Consider the following 21,261-nt stretch of genomic DNA (forward strand, 5'->3'; position numbering starts at 1 on the left):
AAAGGAGAGCAAGGAGGAAATTGTTCAGAATGCTGGAAACTTCGTGTCTTGATTTCAAGACATGAGGCAGCACCCTGTTTACTGCTGCCGCAGCTCGACGGTCGTCTCACCTCTGCCCAGAGCAATCACCGATGCGCCGCCATCCTTACCGGAACTGCCTGCAAGCGTCCAGGTATGACCACCCACCGTCGCCTCGTACCGCAGACGCGCCGACTTCACCGCATCTGTCGCCGCAGCCAGGTGCACACGCACGGTCTCGCGCTTCGTGTCATAGTCCACAGATGCAATCTGTCCCGCATCGAGCGTGATCCATAAGCCCGCAGGCGCAAGAAAGACGCGCTTGCGCGAGGAGTCGAGCACGGTCACATGCAGCGTGTCGCCATGCTCGATAAGATTGCCGCCGAAACACAGCCATCCCATCGCATCATTGTGCGCCACATAAACGCCCGTATTCAGCGCATGGCCCAGCAGGTTCGGACCATAGTCGCCCGAGTAAGGATCGAAGGCCATGCGATCCGGGAACGAGTGGAACGCCGCCGAGGCAAAGCCTTCCTGGTTGATGTTGCTCAGCGGTCCCATCACGCCGCCGTAGCCCACGCGCAGCAGATAGAGATCATCCGGATGTGTGCGATATTCCGCCAGCAGCGGAATTGCATTCAGCCCCGATCCGTAGTGATGCAGCTGCCGCTCCACGCGTGGATACTTACCGCCATAGAGAAAATCCCAATAGCGTCGCGCGCTGCCGTTGTAGCCCCAGCTCGGAATCGTCGGATCGTACGCGAGGATGGCGTTCAGCGTAACCTCGGCCTTGTCCTTGTCGCCGAAGTAGTTCGTCCAGTCATAGACCTCTTCCTGACCGGTCGAATCCCACGCCATCTCGCTGCCGAAGGGATACGCTTCATCCTTCCAGATACCAGCGCGTTCACGCATCATCGCTTCAAGCTTCGTTGCCTTGACCGTCCACTGTGCGTCCTGCAGGCCTTCGTGCTTCAAATCCTCGAGCAGCCGCAAAAAAACAGTGCCCTCCATCAGCCCGAAGCGCAGATAGTACGGAGCCTGCGTCTGCATCGCGATCGTCGTCTCATACGCCTGGTCGAGATACCACGACCACGGCTTCTCCGCCGCAAGACCGTTCGTGTTGCGCGCAATGCGATACAGCGACCAGTACGCCGCTACCACATGCGGATAGTTGAAGGTGCGGCCTACATCCTCCGCGCCTTCTTTATTCCAGCTTGTCCAGCTTTTCCAGTTGATGTCCTTGTCGTACTGAAAATTCGGCATCGCGTCGGGCTGATAGAAGAACAGACTCTTGTGCACGCCATACTTGTGCTCGCCTTCTGCGACCTGCAAGTGCCCCCACACCGTCTGATTCACGAACGCTTCGAGCTTTGCAACTTCGTCTTTATTCGGCTCCAGATATTCCTTCATCGCCGAAGCCAGCCATGCGCCCGATCCGCCTTCATCGCTCAGGCCCGCAATCCACACGCGCGGCTCCTGCGTCACCTGCTTGTGCGCTTCGTCGTCATAGCTGATGACCGAAGGCCCGCGATGGAAGGGATCTTTCTTGTCGTCGAACCACTGCTCGTTGAACAGGAAGTGCCCGAGATCCGCCAGCGTCTCGCGCTCCGGCTTGATGGTGCGATAGCCAATCGTCTGCACCGTGCCGTCGGCGTAGGTAATGGTAAGCCGCGAGCGGCCCCACGTCTTACCCTCGAGCGTGTATGCATGCAGCCCGCTCTTGAGCCTGCCGTCATCATGAATCGCAATCGCGCCCTCCGGCTCGACCGTCATCACCTTCACCGGCTTGTCGTAGCGCAGGAAGAGCTTCGCGTCGATATCCTCGGGCAGGATGTAGCCCGGCACGCCCACGGCCACCGGTCGCCGATGTGCGGCCAGCGTCGATTCGATCTGCCGCAGCCCCGGCGCGACGATAAAACGTACACCCACGGTTACAGATTTCCCCGGAGCCAGCATCTGCTCCGTCGGAGTGTTCCACTCCTGCGCGCCATGCCACTCCGTATCGGCATAGGCCTTGGAGTTCACCATCCAATCGTAGGAGCCTTCAAACGTCGTCCAGTGGCCCTCAGGATCATTGCCCAACTCACCCAGCCCGGTCTTGCGATCGCGCTTGTCCATGATCGGCTTCCACGCCTCGAGCGGCGTGTGGCCATCGGGCACCACCAGCAGTACCGGCCCTGTACCCTTCAGCGGAGACACCTGCACGTAGCCCGCATCCTCACCGATGTACGGGTCATAGAACGAACACGCACCATACGCTTGCTCCAGCGTGCGCGTGTTGATCATGTTGTTGAAGACCATGGCCATGCCGATGCCGCCCAGCTCGAGCGGCTGCGAGCCCTTGTTGGTCAGCGTAAAGTGCAGCGCCACATCGCCGTTCTCGACAGCCCACGTCCGCACCACGCCGAGCGGTGTGCCTTCAGGGAATGACGAGCTCACGTCCGCTGAAAACGTCTTCTCATTCGAGCTGAGAACCTTCACCTGTTCACGATGGAACGCGGTCGAGACCGTCGTCCAGTCGCTCGCACCCTGCACGCGGAAGCGCAGGTCGAGATCACCGAGATGATAGAAGGTATCGGCAGAGCGTTCCTTCAGCAGATCGCCGGGCGTGTAATCCCACGCAGGCGCGGACTGCGGAGACAACTGTGCCACCGTGCCCGAGTACGACAACAGCTTCACTGTCAGCGAAGACGACGTCAACGTGACACGGTCGCTCGCGAACATCGGCCCCGGCGGCGGAGGCGCAGGTTTATGTTGTGCATGAGCGAGGACAGACGTGGCAGCCAGCACGAGTACGGCGCTGGCGTGAGTAACAGATCGGCGGGAAGGAATCATCACGTGCGTAACCCCGTAGTTCAGAACCAAAATTCACTGACGAACGCGCAGCATGACCACGCCATGCGGTGGCACTGCGGCATGCCAGGTGCCAGTCATCGCAGGCAGATCGCTGTGCGCCCACAGATCGCGTGCCTGCACGGTACCGATGAAGCCCAGCCGCTCCAGCGGCACGTCGAGCTTCAGCGGCATTGTCCAGCGATTGAAGACCGCAACCGCCTTGCTGCCATCAGCCAGCGGCTTCGTCCATACTTCTAGCGGACCCTCGGTATACACGCGGTCACCCTGGTGTCCTGCCGCATCCTGATCGACCGCAATTACTTCGCGATTCAACAAAATCGCCTTCGTCTCCGGCGTCATCTTCGTCAGGTCATTGCCCGCGAGCAGCGGCGCGGCCAGCAGCGACCACAGGCTCATATGCGTGCGATACTCCGCATCCTTCATGCCGCCGTTGCCGATCTCCAGCATGTCCGGATCGTTCCAGTGCCCAGGCCCCGCGAAGGGGCTCAAGCCCGCCTGGCCGAAGCCGATCTTCGCCATCGAATCGTAGTTATCCTCGATATCGCCGGTAGTGCGCCACAGGTTGCCGCCCGCATCTCCACCCCAGCGCCACACCGCCTCCCAGCCATACTGGCAGAGGCTCAGCACGATGGGGCGGCCGGTTTTCTGGAGCGCGTCATGCATCTTCGTGTAGACCGCGAGCATCACTTCGCGCGACTTGTCATGATCGTGCCCGGCCTGCTGGGAGAGCTGTTCTGTATAGGAGCACAGGTCATATTTGAGATAGTCGATGCCCCACGCTGCGTAGGTGTTCGCATCGTCCTGCTCATGCCCATACGAGCCCGGATAGCCCGCGCAGGTCTTCATGCCCGGCGAAGAATAAATGCCGAGCTTCAGCCCCTTCGAATGCACGTAATCCGCCAGCGCCTTCATGTCGGGGAACTTCTTGTTGGGATGGATGTGCCCCTCGGCGTCGCGCTCGCCCTCCCACGTGTCGTCGATGTTCACGTACACGTAGCCTGCATCGCGCATACCGGTTGAGACCATCAGATCCGCCGTTTCGCGAATGGTCTTGTCGTCGACCTTATCGGCGAAGTGGTTCCAGCTGTTCCAACCCATCGGCGGCGTGGCCGCCAACGTGGTGTCGGCCGCGGCCGTGGCAGGCAGTGTCGTCATCACAGCCGAAGACAGAACAAAGGCAGAGAGCAGAGCTACAGCGCGCATGCAGATCCTTACTCAAACAAAGAAATGGAAACCCGGAGGCAGCGAGATACCTCCGGGTTATCGTTACAAATTAAAAGCTCGAAAGCGGCTTCTCTTCGACCTTGGGGCGAGCGGCCACGGCAGTCTTGTAGGTCGCGGTCGCCTCTTCCAGCTCTGCGCCTGTGATGACCAGACGCGGCGCACGCACTACCTGCGAACCCACGCCAGCCTGCTCCTGCACCCACTTGATCAGCTGCACGAACTTGGGCACGGTATCCATGCGCAACAGCGGTAGGAACCACTTGTACAGCTCGAAGGCTTCCTTCGTCTTGCCCGCAATGGCGAGGTTGAACAGCTCGACCGACTCGGCCGGATACGCATTCACCAGGCCCGCAACCCAACCGGTCGCACCCGCTGCCACACCCTCGACCAGCGCGTCATCCACGCCGACAAAGATCTTGAGGCGATCGCCCAGCAGCGCCTTGATCCAGGAGACGCGCCGCACATCCGCGCTCGACTCCTTCACTGCGGCCAGGTTCGGATACTCCGCAGCCAGCTCGGCGATCTGATCGGGCAGGAAATCCGTCTTGTAGGCAATGGGATTGTTGTAGAGCATGCACGAGAGCTTGGTTGCTTTCAGGATCGCAACCACGTGCGCCTTCATCTCGCGCCAGTCGGAGGTGTACACATACGGCGGCAGCACCATCAGGCCCGAGCAGCCGGCAGCTTCGGCGTCCTTCGCCAGAGCAACAGCAGCCTCAGTCGAAAGCGCAGAGATCGCCGCAACCACAGGCTTGTCACCGGCGACGGAAACAGCCGTCTTCAGGATCGCAACCTTCTCCTCATGCGTCAGCGTCGCACCTTCGCCCAGCGAGCCGAGCATCACCAGGCCGGTGCAGCCGGTGCCCAGCAGCCATGCAGCGTGGCGCGCCAGAAATTTATGGTCGACCTTCAGGTCTTCCGTGAAAGCAGTCGTCATTGCAGGCATTACGCCATACCAGTTCATGCGTTCTCCTCAATCGAATCGTTCGAACAAAGTGCTCCCACGGGTGTGGGAAAAATCGGTTGCCGCACCGAGGCGTTCTTCCATCCGAAGACGACCTCCGCGGCCGGACCGCAGATGCGGCCCTGGCAGGGCCCCATGCCGCAGCGCGTTTGCAGCTTGGCCTCTGTCCAGCTATGGTGCCCGGCCAGGCTCGCTGTCTGCACATCCTCGCAACGGCAGAAGACCGTATCCGGCGCGGCCAGGGTGCGCAGTTCGGGCCGCAGCGCAAACGTGCGCTCCAGTCCCGCCGCAAACTTCCGTCCCGCCTCGGCACGCTTCTGCAGATGCGTCGTCGGCTGGCCAGCCGCCGCAAGACCAGCAATCTCACCCTCGGCCAGAGCGGCGTCAAGACCGCCGATACCCGTCGGCTCGCCCGCGCAGTAAATTCCCTGCTGCGATGTCTGCTGGTTCGCATCGACCTTCACAAAGTCACCGCGCAGCTCGCAGCCCAGCAGCGCAGCCAGTTCGGTGTTCGGCACCAGATGGAAGCCGCACGCGAGCATATCGCACGCGACTTCCCATGTCTTTTTGCCGTTGCTCAGCTTCACCGCGCGCAGCAGGCCACCTTCGCCGGCAATAGCCGCCATCGGCCACGTGCCTGCCTGATACGGCGTGCCGATCACACGCCCGCGATAGCCCGCGCCCTGCATCAGCTTCGATGGATTCGTCAGCATCGTCGCGCTGAAAGCCGCCAGCTTCCACGCCGGAGCCTGCTCGGCCATCGCGACCACCTTTGCGCCGTAGTCATGCAGATGCGCCGCAACCGCCAGCAACAGAGGGCCGGTACCGGCAACAACGACGCGCTTACCCGCGACCTCATAGCCGCCCTTCACCAGCGCCTGCAATCCGCCTGCGCCAAAGACACCCGGCAGCGTCCATCCCGGAAACGGCAGAAACCGCTCGCGCGCGCCCGTGGCAAGAATCAACTTGCCGTAGAGCACATGCAGCACAGCGCCATCTTCTTCCCGATAGGCCCGCAGCGTCGCACGATCCGGTGCATCGATCACGCGGCAGCCGCTGGCCACGCGCACGCCAGCCGCAAGCATCTGCTCCACGGCGCGATCCCGCGTCACGCCATCAGCGTCGAACTTTCGCTGCGACGGCAGCCCCTGCCGCCAGATCTGTCCACCCGGTGCCGGGTTATCGTCGATGACCAGCACGCTGCGCCCACAACGTGAAGCAGCGGTAGCAGCAGCGATGCCTGCCGGCCCCGCGCCCACCACCACAACGTCCGCAATCTGCGTCAGAGGCTGAGGCTTGATGAACATGTTCAGCTCATCGCTCATCGCCATGTCTCCCCCTGCTGCGTTTCGACAGACATGCCAGGCTGGCAGGCAAGCTGGCAGGTCTTCGTCTGTGGAACGCCGTTCACTACTGCGCGGCACTCCATGCAGATACCCATGCCGCAGAGCGCCGTCCGCGGTTCCCCACTCACCGAAGTGCGGCACACCGCACCGGCCAGCAACATCGCCGCGGCCACACGCGTGCCCGAAGGTACTTCAACGGCTTCGCCGTTGATCGTCAGCCTCACCGTCTCAGGCATGCTCCGTCTCCTTCTTCACAGCAAGACGCGCCGGAAGAAACGGCGTCACATCCAGCGCCGAATGATTCCCCAGCAGCTGATCTACCAGCAGCCGCGCCGCGCCTGGAGCATTCGTGATGCCCAGCCCCTCGAAGCCCATTGCCAGCCACAGTGAAGGATCATCCGTAATCGCCTCGGCAGGACCGATCAGCGGCAACTTATCGTCAGTAGAAGCGCGAAAGCCCGTCCACGCGCGGATTGCCGACAATGCTGCGAGCTTCGGCATATATTTAATCGCCCGCTCCAGCATCAGGCGCAACATGCGTGGCTCCGCTGCAGGATCGACCTTTCCGAACTGCCGCGAGGAGCCGATCAGCATCTGCCCTGTCTGCCGCGGCTGTAGATTGAACGCCACCGACTCATCCGTGAGCTTATGTGCGCTCTTCAGATATCCAAGCTCCACGAGCTGATGATGCGCAAACCCCGGATAGCGGTCGGTAATGAGCAGATGCCCCTTGCGCTTTTGTATCGGTAACTGTGGCAGTAGCGAAATATCCGCACCCGCTGCCAGCACAATGCGCTCGGCCTGCAGCTTTGCGCTGTTGGCCAGCACAACTTCACCCTTGCCTGCGGCCGCTGCGCGGCCCTGCACCAGCTTCGCTCCGTGATGCTGCGCATCCGAGAGAAAATGCGCGGCTGCCGCAGGCGGATAGACCACCGCATCCTCCGGCACGCGCAGCCCACCGGCAAGACCGGGGCGCAGATTTGGCTCAACCGCAGCTACTGTCTTCGCGTCCAGCACCTCGCTCGCCACACCCGCTTTCTCATAGGTGGCGCGTTTGGCATGGACCTCCTTCATCTCTTCCTCGTCGGATGCGACCCACAATGTCCCGCGCGACTCGAACTCGATCGAAGCAGGCAGCGTCTCCCGCTCCTGCTGCCACAGCTCGCGCGAGAATGTCGTCAACGCAAGCTGCGCCGGGGAATCGTCCATCACGACAAGGTGCCCCATGCCCGCGGCTGTAATACCCGAGCCCGGCACCTTTTCTTCGATTACCGCCGTGCGCAGGCCGGCTCGCGCAGACTCCCGCGCAATCGCCGACCCCACAATTCCGGCCCCAACTATCACTACATCAAAAATTGCCATTTCTCTTTTATGTCAAAGATTGCAGCTTGAATTCCGTCGTATACCGCGATCTAAAACAAAATCCCCTGTGCAAATGGATCGTCATCGGCAAAGATCAGCCTCGACTCAGCCGTAATCCACGCCCGCCCGCGAATGCTCGGGATCACCTGTTCGTCTTCCCCCTCGATCACCGCGCCCTGGAAGACTGTGCCCAGCACGCTCTCCTGCCGCCAGATGGCACCCGGCTTGAGCTTGCCGTCGGCATAAAGACAGGCCATCTTCGCGCTCGTCCCCGTACCGCATGGTGAGCGGTCGAAGGCCGCGCCCGGACACAGCACAAAGTTCCGTGATGAGTTCGCCGCATCGCCCGGTTCGGCAAACAACTCGATGTGGTCGATCTCACCACCGTCCTCGCCCGTAATACCCTGCTCGCGCAGCGCCGTGCGGATCGCCGTCGTCACCGCCATCAGCTGCTCGCGGTTCGAAGCCTTGATCTCGTAGGAATGATCACCGATGAGGAAAAACCAGTTTCCACCCCACGCGATATCGCCCACGAAGCGTCCATATCCCGGCACGTCCACCGGCACCGCCGCGCGATAGCGCCGGCTCGGCACATTCTGCACCGTCACCGATCCATCCTCGTGCAGACAGGCCAGGACCGTACCCACCGGGGTCTCAATTCTGTGCGCGCCAGGCTTGATGCGCCCCAGGTGCGCCAGCGTCGTCACCAGTCCGATCGTGCCGTGTCCACACATACCCAGGTAACCCACGTCATTGAAATAGATCACCGCTGCGGTCGAGTCTGCGTGCTCAGGATCAAGCAAGAGCGCGCCCACCACCACCTCAGAACCGCGCGGCTCGCAGATCACACCGGAACGAAAGCCGTCATACTCCTCGCGAAAGCGCCGCAGCCGTTCTGCGAGCGGCCCACCGCCCAAATCAGGCCCCCCGTCCAGCACCACACGGGTGGGTTCGCCCTCTGTATGAGAGTCAACAACATGAACCATCTTTGGCAAAGCCATATCGAGAATCCTAACTGAAATTGTCTACGATTTTGAATACATTGTTGTGATAATTCTTCGTACCGAATATCGATGCGCGAGATCCCACACGAAATCATGACCAGACGACCCATCCCGCTTCGCCCCGCGCTGCTTCCACTGGCCCTGGCTGCAACGCTTGCCAGCCCTCTTTCCGCTACGGCTCTCGGGCAGCAGGTGCCCGCACCGCAGCCAATCGAAAGCCGCGGAAACCCTATCCTTTCCGATGGCTCCTACTACTCCGCAGATCCGGCCCCGCTGGTCGCCGGCGACACGCTGTACATCCTGGCCGGCCGCGATGAGGCCCCTCCAAATGTGAATGATTTCATCATGAACGAGTGGCAGATCTTCTCTACCAAAGATGTGGCATCGGGCCATTGGCTTCATTACCCCGGCATCCTCAGGCCGCACGAGGTCTTCGCCTGGGCCGCGCCTGATCGCGCCTACGCCGGCCAGATCATCGAAGGGCCCGATCACCGCTTCTATCTTTATGCTCCGGTGCAAGAGGCCAACAGTACGAATGAAGACACCTTCGCCATCGGCGTCGCAGTATCGGACTCGCCGCTCGGCCCATGGAAGGATGCACATCCCTCGGGCCCCATCGTCAGCCAGTCCGTGCCCGAGCCCGATCACATCCAGAACATCGACCCGACCATCATGATCGACGACGATGGCCGCGTCTGGCTCTACTGGGGGACCTTCGGCCGCCTGCTCGGCATGGAGCTCAAGCCGGACATGATCACGCCCGCAGGCAAGGAATTCCCTGTTCATGGACTCACCGGCTTCTTCGAAGCGCCATGGATCATGAAACGTAACCGTACCTATTACATGATCTACGCCGGCAACCAGGCAGGCCCGGATTCGCCCTGCACGCCGGCCGTCTATCACGCATGCATTGAATACGGCACCGCGCCCGCGCCCACCGGCCCGTGGACCTGGCAGGGCGTCATCCTCGATCCCGTCTCCTCCACCACCTCGCACCCCGGCGCCATCGCCTTCAAAGGCCAGTGGTACCTCATCTATCACACGGCAGACGCCAAAGGAGGCGGCCATTTCCGCCGCAGCGTCGCCATCGACAAGATGCAGTGGGATGACACTGTCACGCCACCACGCATCCTCAAGGTCATGCCCACGCATGCACCCTCGGCGCCGCCCGCGCCCAGCCGCAACCTCGCGCCCGCCGCGCATCCCAGCGCCTCGAACGAACCGGTGCCGCTGCAATACTGGATCGCCGCCGTCAACGACGGCATCGTGCGCGAGAACCCGCTCCCGCCCGACATGTGGGCCACCTGGACGCCGCACAATCCGCCGCAGCAATGGCTCCAGTACACCTGGGCCGCGCCCGTCACCCTCAACGGCAGCCGCATCGTCTTTTGGACCGATCACCCCGCCGGCGCGAACGAGGGCGTCGCTCCGCCGAAGGCCTGGCATCTCGAATACTGGCGCGATGGTGCATGGCATCCTGTTCCGCATCCCTCCGCCTACACGGCCGATCCCGGCCACTTCGCCGCCGTCGGCTTCGATCCCGTCACCACCCGCTGCCTCCGCGCTATCTTCGATGCTTCCGGAGACGACCAGCAACACGCCGCCGTAGCGGTCGAAGAGTGGGAAGCACTGGCGCCCAAAGCAATCCCGCACAGCCAACTCCCTGCGCCGCCCACCGCTTCCGAAAGCTGCGGCAGCACCTCGAATCGCTGAACACAACAAGGAAAAGACAAGAAGTAAAAAGAAAGGCCGCAACCACCTTGCAGTGATTGCGGCCTTGTTACTCCCGACGCATCAGAATTCGAAGTTAGCTCGAAGTTCGATGTTACGGGGATTGTTCATAGTGGTCGTGGTGCTGCCGAAGGAGGTGCTCTGGACCGCGGTGTTCATGCCGCCCCACGCCGTGTGATTGAAGGCGTTCAGGAACTCGCCCTGCATCTTGAAGGTCACGCCATGCGTCAGCGGAATCGTCTTGTTCACCGACATATCCGTGTTGATCCACTTCGGAGCATGCAGCCACACAAACTGACCAAAGGTACCGGCCGTCTCATGCGGGCTGATGTATTCCCCATTGGCAATGCCCGACGACGCGATGTACTTCGAGTCGAACATGTTCACCCACGGATGTCCCGTGTTGTAGCGGGGATGGATCTGGTGCTGCAGCTGCTTCACCGTCACGTTCGTGAGGTCGATACCCGAATCGCTCTGGCTATTGAAGGTGTAGGTGCCGCCGGTGAACAGGAATGGATCGCCGCCCGAATAGGTGAGGATCGTGCCCACTGTCCAGCCGCCGATAGCGCTGTTGAGCAGGCGGTTATTGTTGAAGAACTGGCGTCCGCGACCGAATGGCAGGTCGTAGGTGCCGCTCAGGTGAAGGATGTTGCGCACATCAAAGGAGCTGGGGAAGTAGTTCAGGCTATGGTTGCGCTCCGTGTAGTAGGCAGGTGCGCTGTTCGAGCGCCCACCGTATACACCCGGAGCTGAGCTGCCCTGGATGCTGGTACCCAGCGATTTTGCCAATGTGTAGTTGGCATCGAACTGCATGCCATGCCACGCGTTCTGGCGAAAGTCCACCTGTAGCGAGTTGTAGTTGGAGAATCCCTGCGCCTTCATCTCCAGAATCTCAGCGCCGGCGGCGAAGGGATTTTCCTGAAAGAAGTTGATCGGGTAGCTGCCGCCCGTGCTACCGCACGGGCTCCAGCTTGCACCCACCAGCGAGCAGAGGTAGGTCTCATTACCTGCCAGTGTTCCGGCAAAGGCACCCACCTGGCCCTGCTTCAGGTCTGTAATAAAGGCACTGCTGGTGAAATTTGAGCTGCCGCCCGCAGCCGCGAAAGCCTGGGTCATGATCGGCAGATTGTTCCCTGCAAAGCTGGTGCCGCCCGACGCAGCCAGGTTGGCCTGCGCCTTCTTGAACTCGGACAGAAAACCGTTTTCAAAGATGTTGGTCTCGTTGTAGTTCGAGGGCATCCACTGGCGCTTCGCCACGTTGCCCAGGTAGCGCACTTCCAGCACATTGTTATGGTTCAGCTCGCGCTGAATGCCCAGTGTCCAGGACTCCACGTATGGCTGCTGGATATGTGGATCAAAGGTGAAGTATGACGTATCGCTGAAGGCTTGATACGACATCGGAATCACCGACTGGAAGGGCGAAGGCGAAGTCGAAATCAACGACGGCAGCGTGCCACCCAGCGAAACCGTACCGGCCGTGTAATAGCCTGCAGGCTGAACACCGTTGGACGTAGGCGTGTTGCCATACGCGTAGTAATAGGTATTGAAATTCGCGCCGTTATTCGAGCCGAAGTTCCAGAAGTTCTGCGCGCCTTCTGTGTAGTTCTTGAAGGTGAAGCTGCCGCGGACCACCGTCTTGCCGTCACCCAGGAACTTGCCCAGCCAGCCATCCGAGTTCCCACGCGGGTTCCACGCAAAGCCGAAATTGGGCTCCGGATGCACATAGGTAGCTGCGTAGGCCGTCGCGTGCGGTCCTTCCACTGGATTCTGCACACCGCCCAAAGAGCCCGGATCGAAAATATCGCCCACGGCCGTCGGGCCCCAGAGGTTAGGAATGTCCGGATGCGTATAGAAACCGGTCTCATCCTTTGAAGTACCGGTCAGATCCCAGCGCAGGCCTGCATTGATCGTCAGGGTCGGCATCGCCTTCCACTGATCCTCAATAAAGAAAGCAGTCTGGTTAAGACGCTCGTGCAGGTTGAATGCCTGGCCTGTCTGAAATTGCTTGGTTTTGGCGTTCACAAACTCGCCCAGACTGTAATAGGTCATGCGACCGGTCAAAGTAGCGTACAGACCTTCCACGTCTGAGGTCGCGCCAGTCGGACCATCGCTGGCGACAAGGTTGTCTACCCCATCCTGCGCCGGATCACCGGTCACCATGCTGTCGACACCGATGTACGGAACAAACTGCTGGTTATAGTAGTGGTCGATTTCCGTCGAAGATTCCACGCCGAAGCTGATCGAGTGTTTACCGTGAATCCAGGTCGTGTCATCCTTCACGCCAAGCACCGGGTACAGCGAGCCGAGCCTGAGCTGGTTGAAGCCGTTCACACCTGAGGTCAGCCCGAAACCGAAGGCCAGGTCACCCTGCTCCAGCATGCTTGCTGTCGGCGTATCGATGCCCTGTGAGTTCCATGTTGTGGCCGTATAGAGGTAACCAACACGGAACGAGTTGATCATATTCGGTTTCAGCGTCCAGTCGAAGCCCGCTACAGCCTGATAGTTGCGGTTCAGATAGCTATACGCCTGGTTTGCGTAGTAGGCACCCGGATACGGCGGCGCGCCCGAATCTGTGGAGTAGTAGTTCGATTCGTTCACCGCACCGGTCAGGTGGAAGTTCTGCGTCAGGTTGTAGTCCAGACGCAGTGTCGGAAACTTTTCGACAATATTTTCTTTGTTCGCGAAGTTCACCTGGTTGTGATTCAGATCGATGTTGTTCGTCATCGTCGCGCCTGTCGCGCTCTCACTCGCCTTGATGTTGGCAAGGTCCTGTGCGATCAGCGTATTGATCGTGCCCGTGCAGGTAGAGCAGCCAGAAGAGGCGCCGCCTTCGAGCACATTGACGGTCTTCGCCGTCGTCGACTGCGAGCCGTCGGCCAAAACCGGGTAATACGAATAAAGACCTGCCGCCGCCGCATCCGTGGGAGTCTCGGTGCTGACAGTAAACTTGGACGGCTCACGGAAGTTGGCAAGGCTTACGAAGAAGAACGCCTTGTCCTTGATGATGGGACCGCCGACGCTGCCACCGAAGTCGTTGATGATCTCCTTCGAGCGGTTCTGGTCGACATAGTTGTTGTACCAGCTGTTCGCATTCAGAGCGTCATTGCGGTAATCCTCGAACAGACGGCCGTGAAACTGGTTGGTGCCGCTGCGCGTGGTGAAGTTGATATTCATCGCCGCCGTGCCACCCTGCGAGGCATCAAGCTCGCTGGTCTGCACCGTCATTTCCTGCACATCTTCAATGCGGTTCTGAATCACCGGACCATTGCCGCTGTAGCCGGCGCTCTTATCGCGGTTGGTGATAATCGAAAATCCGTTTGCGCCTGCACTAAAGGCGCCACCCGGCAGGTTATTAAAGTTCGCTCCGTCCACTGAGCCCGGAACCATGAACGCGAACGAAGTAACATCGCGGCCCTGCAGTGGCAGGTCTTCCACCTGCTTCAGGTTCACCGTCGTAGCAATCGTATTGCTCGTCGTATCCAGCAGGGGTGTCTCATCGCTGTTCACCGAAACCGTCTGTGTCGAGGACCCGACAGCCAGCGTCACACGCAGGTTCGTTACCTGACTGGTCTGGATCGTCACCTGCGGATACTCGCTGGTCGCAAATCCGTCCCTCGAAACGCTCAGCGTGTATTGCGCTGGAGGCAGTGACGGAAGAACAGCATTGCCATCGCCCTTGGTTACCGACCTACGCGTGTCGTTGGTGCCCAGATTGCGCAACGTCAGCTGCGCTCCGTTCACCACCGCACCCGACGCATCCTGTACCGTCACATTCAGTGCACCGGTGGCCATATCCTGCGCCCAGGCGGAAACGTCGGACAAGCAGAGACAGGCTGCCACCAGTGCCAGAATTACGAAAGGGAAACGAAACTGCCGGCGGCTTGCATCTTCCAGCCGACAAAGAGAGACCTGCGAAGGCCGGGTAAGACCGGCTGCCGGATCTGAGGTCCGGTTATGGCTCCGGGGCATAGCGTCATTCTCCTGAATGAAGTCGTACTGCCTGCTCTGCTTGCCGTGCCTCAGGAAGATGCTGCTCATCAGAAAACCTTTCCTCAGGAGACCCAGCAATAAATACAGTTTTGGGTACAACTACGTTTGCCCACTTTCCCAACCGGTGTCAACAGAAAATGAATACACAATCGTATTTTTGTGATTTTGCACCGAAACTGCAGCGTTTCCACAGGCCCGGCCACATTCTCGCGTGTTTGATATGGTGAGCTTGGAAGACTGGCCGCGCTTTTCCCGCCCGGCCAGCCCATACGACCAGTCATGGAACCAAACGAAGCGCACGAACTACAGGAAGAGCACGAACACGCCGCCCACGATCCCAGCCTCCGCCCGGTGAGCTTCACCATGAGCGTGCTGGCCGTGCTGGTCGCCATCACCACCGTTCTCGGCCATCGCACCCATACGGAAGCGGTCCTCGAGCAGGCCCGTGCCAGCGATCAATGGAATCTCTACCAGGCCAAGAAGAACCGCCAGTACAACACCCAGCTCACCGCCGACATGCTCTCGGCAATCACCATCCGCGACCCCGACGCGGCAAAGAAGATTGTCGATGGCTACAAGTCGCATCTTGAGAAATGGAACGACGACCTCAACGAAGAGCAGACCCAGGCTCATGAACACGAAGAGGCCGTCCATCGCCTGGAGCGTCACGCCAACCGTTTCGATCTCGGCGAGGCGCTGCTCGAGATCGGTCTGGTTGTCACCTCAATTACTCTGCTCACCCGCCAGCGCTTTTACTGGTGGATGGGCATGGCCTTCGGCATCTCGGGCATGATCATCGCCGCCTGGGCCTTCCTGGTTCGCTGAAGCCCGCATACGATCTCTCCTGATAAGCAAAAACAGCAAGGGCGGCAGACGCATCGCATCTGCCGCCCTTCGCAGCTTTCATCCTCTACAGAGCTGCGGGCAGTTCCCTGCCCGAATGCCGCCTAGTTCGCCGAGCAGGCTTTCCCGGAGGCAGGCTTGTCGCCCTCGGCCTTGGCCTGCGCCTCGGTTACATACTTGCCGGCCTTGGTCTTGCCATACCACCGGGTGCCGGAGCAGTGATAAACGTGGCTGTCGGTGTTAACCCATACCTGGCCATTACCGCCGCCCGGAGCGGGAGTGGTTCTCGCTGCAGCGCTGCTTTTCGCAGCCGCGGCAGGAGCCGGAGCCGCTGCAGCCGGAGCGGGCGTGCTGGCTGCAGCGGGCTTTGCGGCCAGGGCTGGAGTACTGGCAGGCGCAGCCGCGGTCGAAGACGTGGAGCTGGCATACCATGTGCCGATTCCTCCGTGGCCGCCGCAGGCGCCACGCTTGGTTTTATTGCTGGTGTAGGTGCCGTCCTTGCACTGGCCGGTAGATCCCGCGGGAGCCTGGGCGTGCATCAGGGCCGGAGTGGAAAACAGCGCCGCCAGCATAACTACGAGGTACATTTTCCGTTTTGTCATGTAAATACCTTGTTAATCACTTTGAAGTGAAGTGCGTGCAGCAAGGGCATCGTACATTCGGCTGGACAAATTGGCGAGGAGCTTTGAGAATTTCTCTGGCGTTTCACGCCTGGAGGGCAAATGGGATTTTTTGATGCACTGAAGTCCGTGACAGAAAGCTATACCGGCAATGGCGATCACGCCGCTGTCACCAGCAGTCTTCTTGAAGTCGTGCAAAACAACGGAGGCGTGGGCTCTCTGCTGCAGACTCTCCAGCAGAACGGAGCCGGCGGGCTGGTTTCGCAGTGGGCCGGCGGCCAGACTCAGTCCGCCGATCCATCCGCGATCGAAAACAGCCTCGGCAATTCCGGCATCATCGACACGATCGCCCAGAAGACCGGCATCGCGCCTGACACGGTGAAGTCCAGCCTGGCCACGGTCCTGCCTCTGCTGGTCCACCATGCCACCTCGAACGGCGTGGTCACCGAAGACGGGCAGCCGGCAGCCAACAGCGGCAGCGCCGATCCCGCCGCCATGCTGCAGTCGGTCCTCGGAAAGCTGCTCTAGAGCCTGAAAATGTAAGCCAGGTACGCAGAACGCTGCTCCATCATTCCACTCTCAAGGAGAAGACATGGCAGGAAAGTTCGTACTGAGCAAAGCATCGGACGGAGAGTTCCGTTTCGTACTCAAGGCCGGCAACGGCGAAACCATTCTGGTCAGCGAGCTCTACAAGGCCAAGGCCAGTGCCGAAAACGGCATCGCTTCCATCAAGAAGAATGCCCACATCGACGCGCACTATGAACGCAAGGAAGACAAGAACGGCCATCCCCGCTTCAACCTGAAGGCCGGAAACGGCGAGGTCATCGGCGCCAGCCAGAGCTACCACAGCGTCGAGGCGCGCGAGCACGGCATCGAGTCGGTGAAGCATAACGCACCGGAAGCCGAAATCGAAGACCTGACCTAGCTGCTGCGCGCAGGGCAATCCGCCTTCGGCCTCCGCTCCCGCGTGATCGCGCACGGTGACCACGGGTGGCCCATTCAAGCCCGCAGTTAGTTTGAGTGGGGAACAGGAATCTCCACGGAGCCGTGAAGACCATGCCTTCCCACCCAAGCTTCGCTTGGGTGGGACACCCTTCTTCTTTTTCAAGCCAGGAAAGCACATCCAAATCGCGACCAGCGGGAGCGGGAGGCCGAAGGCGATCTGCCCCACGCAGTGGCCTTTCCTCACAGGTCCCTGCCCTGTAAGCTTTTGAGGAAAGGTCGCATATCCTGATGCTCTCCGCCCTTCGCCGCGCCGCGCTCGCCGCGCTCCTTTTCGTTCCACCCGCATGCCTCGCCCATGCCCAGCAGTTCGTTACTCCCGTGGTCACTGCCGATCACGGTCCTGAGGCCGAAGCTCAGCAGCAGAAGCACTATGTCGTCATGGTCTCGCTCGATGGCTTCCGCTGGGATTACGCGAAGCGCTATGGAGCCCCGCACATTCTCGAGCTGGCGAAGGAAGGCGCCAGCGCGCCCGACGGCATGATCCCGTCCTACCCCTCGCTGACCTTTCCCAATCACTACACACTGGTCACCGGCCTCTATCCTGAGCACCACGGCATCGTCGCCAACAGCTTCTATGACCCGGCCCGCAACGCCCGCTACGCCCTCGGCAAGCAGGACGCGGTCACCGACGGCTCCTGGTACGGCGGCGTGCCGCTCTGGTCGCTGGCAGAAAAACAGGGCATGCGCTCCGCCTGCTTCTTCTGGCCCGGTTCCGAGGCCGAAATCGCCGGCGAACGCCCCAGCTACTACCTCCACTTCGACGACCACATCGACGAGCACCAGCGCATCGACCAGATCGTGCAGTGGCTCCAGCTGCCCGCCGAGAAGCGCCCGCACTTCCTCACTCTCTACTACTCCGATGTCGACCATGCCGGCCACGAATACGGCCCTGACTCAAAGCAGGTGGCCGAGGCCGTCCACCGTGTCGACGAACTGATCGGAGAGCTGCATCGCAAGCTCGATGCCCTGCACCTGCCCATCGATCTGATTGTCGTCTCCGATCACGGCATGACCCGCGTCCAGGGCAACTGGATCGACCTCGACCAATACGTCTCGCTCGACGGCTTTGAGACTGCCGGCCCTCTGCTCTACGCGCCAAGCGAGGCTGAAGCCAACCGCGTCTATCAGAAACTGAAGGCCGCCGATGCCCGCTTCGAGGTCTATCGCCGCGCGAAGATGCCCGCCGGACTGCACTATGACAGCAATGCCCGCGAGGGCGACCCGGTCATCGTGCCCAAAGGACCCTATCTCATCCGCGCCCATGCGCCTGACCCGGGACAGCCCGTGCATCCGCCCATGGCCGGCGAGCACGGCTACGATCCGGCCCAGATGCCCGAAATGCGTGCCATCTTCTTCGCCGCCGGTCCGGACATCCGCGCTGGCGTCGCCCTCAAACCTTTTGAGAACATCAATGTGTATCCGTTCGTGACCGCAATTCTCGGCCTCGAGAATCCGCCCATCGACGGCAGCCCCAACGTGCTCTCGGGAGCGCTCAAGAGCGACGTAGTTTCAAGCAACGAGGTTAAGCAGTAACGATGGCTTTTTTTCTGGGATTCGATGCAGGCGGCACCAAGACCACCTGCGCTCTGGGCGATGACCACCGCGAGCTCCTCCGCCTTACCGGCGGCAGCATCAAGCCCCTCCGCGTAACCTTCGAGGAAGCCGCGGAAAACATGCGCGCCCTTCTGGCAGAGATCGCCGCGCAGTCCGGCGTCGATCTGCGTCAGGTCACCGCGTCCTGCATCGGCACCGCAGGCGTTCGCCTGCCCCAGACCCAGCAGTGGATGCGCGACATTCTCCAGCCTCACGCCGGCGGCGAGATCACCATCGTCGGCGACGAAGAAGTCGCGCTCGACGGCGTCTTCCCCGGCCAGGCAGGCGTGCTCATGATCGCCGGCACCGGCTCGAACACTCTCGGCCGGACCTCCACCGGCGAGCTGATCCATGTCGGCGGCTGGGGCCCGGCCCTCGGCGATCAGGGGTCTGGCCACTGGATCGGCCACCAGGCTCTCCGCGCCGCCTTTCACGCCCTCGACTTCAGCCAGCCGACGCTGCTGCTCGACCGCGTCCGCGCATTCTGGGGAGCGGCTACCGTCGGCGACGTCGTGAATATCGCCAACGCCACACCGCCGCCTGATTTTTCCAAGCTCGCTCCGATCGTGCTCGCCTGCGCGCTCGAAGGAGATGCCGTCGCAGCCCGCATCCTCGCCGAAGGCGGACGCCTCCTGGGCGAAGATGCGCTTGAGGCGCACCGCCGCGTCCGCGCTCTCGAGCCCAAGGCGAAAGAGCCCGGCATTGCCTTCATCGGCAGCATCTTCGAGCGCATCGCGCCGATGCGAGAAAGCGTAATCGCCACCATCCGCCGCGAGCTGCCCACCGCACCCATTGCGAATGAAGTCTCCGACGCCATCCGCGGAGCTCTATGGCGCGCCCGCCAGCTTGCGGTCGCTCCGGCGGTCTAAAAGTGGACTCTGGCAATCAGCAGGAGCCGTCGCACCTCTCCACGAAGGCGCCTCCGGAAAGAGGACTTCGGAGGCAGTCCTGCAGCGGAGCAAGAGAACAGGCACCATAGAAAAACTGGTCATCGACAGCGCGACCCTGCCGGAGGAGAACTGATCCATGCCCCGTGATCCTGGACTCGAAGAACTCATCCACAGCGTTCTCGGCGAACCACCCGGCCTTACCGAGAAGGCCATGTTCGGCGGATGGGCGTACCTGCTTCACGGCAATCTTCTCTGCGGAGCCCGCACCGGCAGCCTGATGCTGCGCATCGGCCGCGACAATGAGGCCTGGGCGCTTGCCCTTCCCGGAGTGGCGCCCATGGTCTCGCGCGGACGGCGCATGTCCGGCTACGTGCGCGCCCTGCCGGAGGCCTACGCCGACGACGCAACCTTCCAGCGACTCATGGAAGCGGCCATCGCCTTCACCCGCACCCTGCCCAAGAAGTAATTCTCCGAAGAGCGCAAGCCGGAGAGACCGGCATGCCATGGAAGCATGCCGGCTCTCTTCGGGATCTACTCTCCAACCACGGCGCTGAAAATGCGCAGATAATTCCCGCTGCCAATCTTGCCAATCTCGTCTGTCGCGAATCCGACCTTCAGCATCGCGTCGACGACGGCATAGTAGAAGCCGGTCTTCTGATCCGCCCAGGCAAGGTTCGTACGCTGCCCAACCTGCGACGGACCACCAGGAGGACCACCAGCATGCGGGCCATCCGGATGAGGAGTACCCGGCGGAGGACCGCCATGCCATGGGGTGGGCGGCGTGAGCTTCGTATCCGTGCCGATGCACACGTGATCGACGCCGATCACATCGGCCAGGGCGTGCAGGTTCTTCGCATAGTCTAGCGGGGTATCGGCAAGATGCGTCCACACACCGACCGCGCCTCCGGCACTCGCAACAGCCTTGGCCTGTTCCTTGCTGATGAGCCGCGGCCGCATCATCTGCGCCATGCGTGGATCGTTGCCCAGCCGCCAGTCAGGTCCGGTGTGCGAGATGACCATGGGCTTCGTCGAGATCTTGAGCGCATCCTGCGTCGTCTTCATGTCGGCATGGGCCAAGTCAATGAGCATGCCCAGCCGGTTGCATTCCCGGACGACATCGACACCGAACGGCGTCAAACCGCCGTATTGCGGGGGCCTCGTGTAGACATCTCCCAGCGGCGGCGTAGCGTCGCTGTCATGCAGCAGCCCGAAGTGACGCAGCCCGCGATGATAGGCCTCTTCCACCCGATCCAGGTGCCCTTCGAGAAAGTGTGCGCCCTCGACCGACTGAATCACGGTCGGCTGATGCTTCCTGTGCGCGGCATGAACGTCGTCCGGAGTGAGAGACCGCTTCATGCCATTGCGCTCCAGCTGGCGATCCATCGAAGCCATGGCATTCTTGAAGCGCTCATAGGCATTGCCCTGCTGATAGTCGGTCGCAAAGGTCATGCAGATGGCCGTAAGCCCTGACCGCTTCATCTCACCGGAGAGATCGATATCCGGGCCGGGCACCTCGTCCGCAGTCATGGGCACATCGATGTGGTTGTGCGTATCGATACCGAGGGTCTTCGCGACAGTCCTGCTCACCCGCGGGTCAACCCCCTCGCCGGCCGCATCCGCAGCCCAGGCCCAACGCTGGCCGAGCGTCATCGCAGCTCCGGCGGTCATGGCCACGGTAGAGAGAAACTGCCGCCGGGAGCGGCCAGAGCGTGCTGTCATCGAAATCTCTTCCTTCCGAACAATTCGGAATGCGCCGGAATGGGTCCGTGCTCTTTCATCCGCCGCCCAGATTCGACAGCAGTCTGAAGATGGACG

17 protein-coding genes are annotated in these 21,261 nt (G+C 61.2%); 7 read left to right on the forward strand and 10 right to left on the reverse strand.

The annotated features are described in order from the left end of the window. Positions 1 to 78: 78 nt before the first annotated feature. The 7 genes from ESZ00_RS05090 to ESZ00_RS05120 all read right to left on the reverse strand — a co-directional run bounded on the left by ESZ00_RS05090 (position 79) and on the right by ESZ00_RS05120 (position 8,771). Positions 79 to 2,853 (reverse strand): DUF5695 domain-containing protein, encoded by a 2,775-nt coding sequence (locus ESZ00_RS05090; RefSeq protein ID WP_229741088.1) that lies wholly within the window; start codon positions 2,851 to 2,853, stop codon positions 79 to 81. Between the two features lie 33 nt (positions 2,854 to 2,886). After that, on the reverse strand, positions 2,887 to 4,077 hold the full coding sequence (locus tag ESZ00_RS05095) for a glycoside hydrolase family 27 protein (RefSeq protein ID WP_129207067.1): 1,191 nt from the start codon (positions 4,075 to 4,077) through the stop codon (positions 2,887 to 2,889). Positions 4,078 to 4,147: 70 nt separating this feature from the next. After that, entirely contained in the window at positions 4,148 to 5,062 is a 915-nt protein-coding gene (locus ESZ00_RS05100) for a dihydrodipicolinate synthase family protein (RefSeq protein ID WP_129207068.1), read from the reverse strand. Further along, the gene (locus tag ESZ00_RS05105) at positions 5,059 to 6,387 is read right to left on the reverse strand and encodes an NAD(P)/FAD-dependent oxidoreductase (protein ID WP_268235256.1); all 1,329 of its coding nucleotides are present in this window, start codon (positions 6,385 to 6,387) and stop codon (positions 5,059 to 5,061) included. The genes ESZ00_RS05100 and ESZ00_RS05105 overlap by 4 nt, the downstream gene beginning before the upstream one ends. Further along, complete coding sequence (locus ESZ00_RS05110; protein WP_129207069.1) at positions 6,384 to 6,644, reverse strand: (2Fe-2S)-binding protein; 261 nt, start codon at positions 6,642 to 6,644, stop codon at positions 6,384 to 6,386. Before ESZ00_RS05110 ends, ESZ00_RS05105 begins: the two co-directional genes overlap by 4 nt. Further along, positions 6,637 to 7,770 (reverse strand): NAD(P)/FAD-dependent oxidoreductase, encoded by a 1,134-nt coding sequence (locus ESZ00_RS05115; protein WP_129207070.1) that lies wholly within the window; start codon positions 7,768 to 7,770, stop codon positions 6,637 to 6,639. Before ESZ00_RS05115 ends, ESZ00_RS05110 begins: the two co-directional genes overlap by 8 nt. A 50-nt stretch (positions 7,771 to 7,820) precedes the next feature. Then, positions 7,821 to 8,771 carry a proline racemase family protein gene (locus ESZ00_RS05120; RefSeq protein ID WP_129207071.1) on the reverse strand — a complete coding sequence of 317 codons (951 nt, stop codon included), beginning with the start codon at positions 8,769 to 8,771 and terminating at the stop codon, positions 7,821 to 7,823. Positions 8,772 to 8,867: 96 nt separating this feature from the next. Between ESZ00_RS05120 and ESZ00_RS05125 the strand changes: the two genes are divergently transcribed. Then, positions 8,868 to 10,487, forward strand: coding sequence for a family 43 glycosylhydrolase (locus ESZ00_RS05125; RefSeq protein WP_129207072.1), 1,620 nt, complete (start codon positions 8,868 to 8,870; stop codon positions 10,485 to 10,487). 81 nt (positions 10,488 to 10,568) lie between these two features. Here ESZ00_RS05125 and ESZ00_RS05130 read toward each other — a convergent pair whose 3' ends face one another. Further along, positions 10,569 to 14,327 carry a carboxypeptidase-like regulatory domain-containing protein gene (locus ESZ00_RS05130; protein WP_240034494.1) on the reverse strand — a complete coding sequence of 1,253 codons (3,759 nt, stop codon included), beginning with the start codon at positions 14,325 to 14,327 and terminating at the stop codon, positions 10,569 to 10,571. Positions 14,328 to 14,774: 447 nt separating this feature from the next. On the opposite strand from ESZ00_RS05130, the gene ESZ00_RS05135 reads away from it, so the two are divergent. Then, positions 14,775 to 15,320, forward strand: a complete 546-nt coding sequence (locus ESZ00_RS05135) for a DUF4337 domain-containing protein (RefSeq protein ID WP_129207073.1) — start codon at positions 14,775 to 14,777, stop codon at positions 15,318 to 15,320. 122 nt (positions 15,321 to 15,442) lie between these two features. Here the strand turns inward: ESZ00_RS05135 and ESZ00_RS05140 are convergent, their stop codons facing one another. Further along, on the reverse strand, positions 15,443 to 15,925 hold the full coding sequence (locus ESZ00_RS05140; protein WP_229740969.1) for a DUF3761 domain-containing protein: 483 nt from the start codon (positions 15,923 to 15,925) through the stop codon (positions 15,443 to 15,445). A 135-nt stretch (positions 15,926 to 16,060) separates the two neighbouring features. Here ESZ00_RS05140 and ESZ00_RS05145 point away from each other — a divergent pair, with 135 nt between their 5' ends. The 5 genes from ESZ00_RS05145 to ESZ00_RS05165 all read left to right on the forward strand — a co-directional run bounded on the left by ESZ00_RS05145 (position 16,061) and on the right by ESZ00_RS05165 (position 19,912). Next, entirely contained in the window at positions 16,061 to 16,486 is a 426-nt protein-coding gene (locus tag ESZ00_RS05145; protein WP_129207075.1) for a YidB family protein, read from the forward strand. A gap of 64 nt (positions 16,487 to 16,550) precedes the next feature. Next, positions 16,551 to 16,883: a YegP family protein gene (locus tag ESZ00_RS05150; RefSeq protein WP_129207076.1), complete on the forward strand. Its 333-nt coding sequence runs from the start codon at positions 16,551 to 16,553 to the stop codon at positions 16,881 to 16,883. 308 nt (positions 16,884 to 17,191) lie between these two features. Next, on the forward strand, positions 17,192 to 18,496 hold the full coding sequence (locus ESZ00_RS05155; protein WP_129207077.1) for an alkaline phosphatase family protein: 1,305 nt from the start codon (positions 17,192 to 17,194) through the stop codon (positions 18,494 to 18,496). 2 nt (positions 18,497 to 18,498) lie between these two features. Beyond that, complete coding sequence (locus ESZ00_RS05160) at positions 18,499 to 19,425, forward strand: N-acetylglucosamine kinase (protein ID WP_129207078.1); 927 nt, start codon at positions 18,499 to 18,501, stop codon at positions 19,423 to 19,425. A gap of 157 nt (positions 19,426 to 19,582) precedes the next feature. Next, on the forward strand, positions 19,583 to 19,912 hold the full coding sequence (locus ESZ00_RS05165) for a TfoX/Sxy family protein (protein WP_129207079.1): 330 nt from the start codon (positions 19,583 to 19,585) through the stop codon (positions 19,910 to 19,912). 65 nt (positions 19,913 to 19,977) lie between these two features. Here ESZ00_RS05165 and ESZ00_RS05170 read toward each other — a convergent pair whose 3' ends face one another. Next, complete coding sequence (locus ESZ00_RS05170) at positions 19,978 to 21,165, reverse strand: dipeptidase (RefSeq protein ID WP_129207080.1); 1,188 nt, start codon at positions 21,163 to 21,165, stop codon at positions 19,978 to 19,980. Positions 21,166 to 21,261 lie beyond the last annotated feature (96 nt).

The sequence above is a fragment of the Silvibacterium dinghuense genome (assembly GCF_004123295.1).
Taxonomy (GTDB): Bacteria; Acidobacteriota; Terriglobia; order Terriglobales; family Acidobacteriaceae; genus Silvibacterium; species Silvibacterium dinghuense.

What these genes read in the sequence shown, in the direction of transcription:
- ESZ00_RS05100 (WP_129207068.1), bottom strand. Translation starts at nt 5,062, where the DNA reads ATGAACTGGTATGGCGTAATGCCTGCAATGACGACTGCTTTCACGGAA.
- ESZ00_RS05090 (WP_229741088.1), bottom strand. Translation starts at nt 2,853, where the DNA reads ATGATTCCTTCCCGCCGATCTGTTACTCACGCCAGCGCCGTACTCGTG.
- ESZ00_RS05155 (WP_129207077.1), top strand. Translation starts at nt 17,192, where the DNA reads ATGCTCTCCGCCCTTCGCCGCGCCGCGCTCGCCGCGCTCCTTTTCGTT.
- ESZ00_RS05165 (WP_129207079.1), top strand. Translation starts at nt 19,583, where the DNA reads ATGCCCCGTGATCCTGGACTCGAAGAACTCATCCACAGCGTTCTCGGC.
- ESZ00_RS05125 (WP_129207072.1), top strand. Translation starts at nt 8,868, where the DNA reads ATGACCAGACGACCCATCCCGCTTCGCCCCGCGCTGCTTCCACTGGCC.
- ESZ00_RS05120 (WP_129207071.1), bottom strand. Translation starts at nt 8,771, where the DNA reads ATGGCTTTGCCAAAGATGGTTCATGTTGTTGACTCTCATACAGAGGGC.
- ESZ00_RS05110 (WP_129207069.1), bottom strand. Translation starts at nt 6,644, where the DNA reads ATGCCTGAGACGGTGAGGCTGACGATCAACGGCGAAGCCGTTGAAGTA.
- ESZ00_RS05150 (WP_129207076.1), top strand. Translation starts at nt 16,551, where the DNA reads ATGGCAGGAAAGTTCGTACTGAGCAAAGCATCGGACGGAGAGTTCCGT.
- ESZ00_RS05115 (WP_129207070.1), bottom strand. Translation starts at nt 7,770, where the DNA reads ATGGCAATTTTTGATGTAGTGATAGTTGGGGCCGGAATTGTGGGGTCG.
- ESZ00_RS05160 (WP_129207078.1), top strand. Translation starts at nt 18,499, where the DNA reads ATGGCTTTTTTTCTGGGATTCGATGCAGGCGGCACCAAGACCACCTGC.
- ESZ00_RS05145 (WP_129207075.1), top strand. Translation starts at nt 16,061, where the DNA reads ATGGGATTTTTTGATGCACTGAAGTCCGTGACAGAAAGCTATACCGGC.
- ESZ00_RS05095 (WP_129207067.1), bottom strand. Translation starts at nt 4,077, where the DNA reads ATGCGCGCTGTAGCTCTGCTCTCTGCCTTTGTTCTGTCTTCGGCTGTG.
- ESZ00_RS05135 (WP_129207073.1), top strand. Translation starts at nt 14,775, where the DNA reads ATGGAACCAAACGAAGCGCACGAACTACAGGAAGAGCACGAACACGCC.
- ESZ00_RS05105 (WP_268235256.1), bottom strand. Translation starts at nt 6,387, where the DNA reads ATGAGCGATGAGCTGAACATGTTCATCAAGCCTCAGCCTCTGACGCAG.
- ESZ00_RS05140 (WP_229740969.1), bottom strand. Translation starts at nt 15,925, where the DNA reads ATGTACCTCGTAGTTATGCTGGCGGCGCTGTTTTCCACTCCGGCCCTG.
- ESZ00_RS05170 (WP_129207080.1), bottom strand. Translation starts at nt 21,165, where the DNA reads ATGACAGCACGCTCTGGCCGCTCCCGGCGGCAGTTTCTCTCTACCGTG.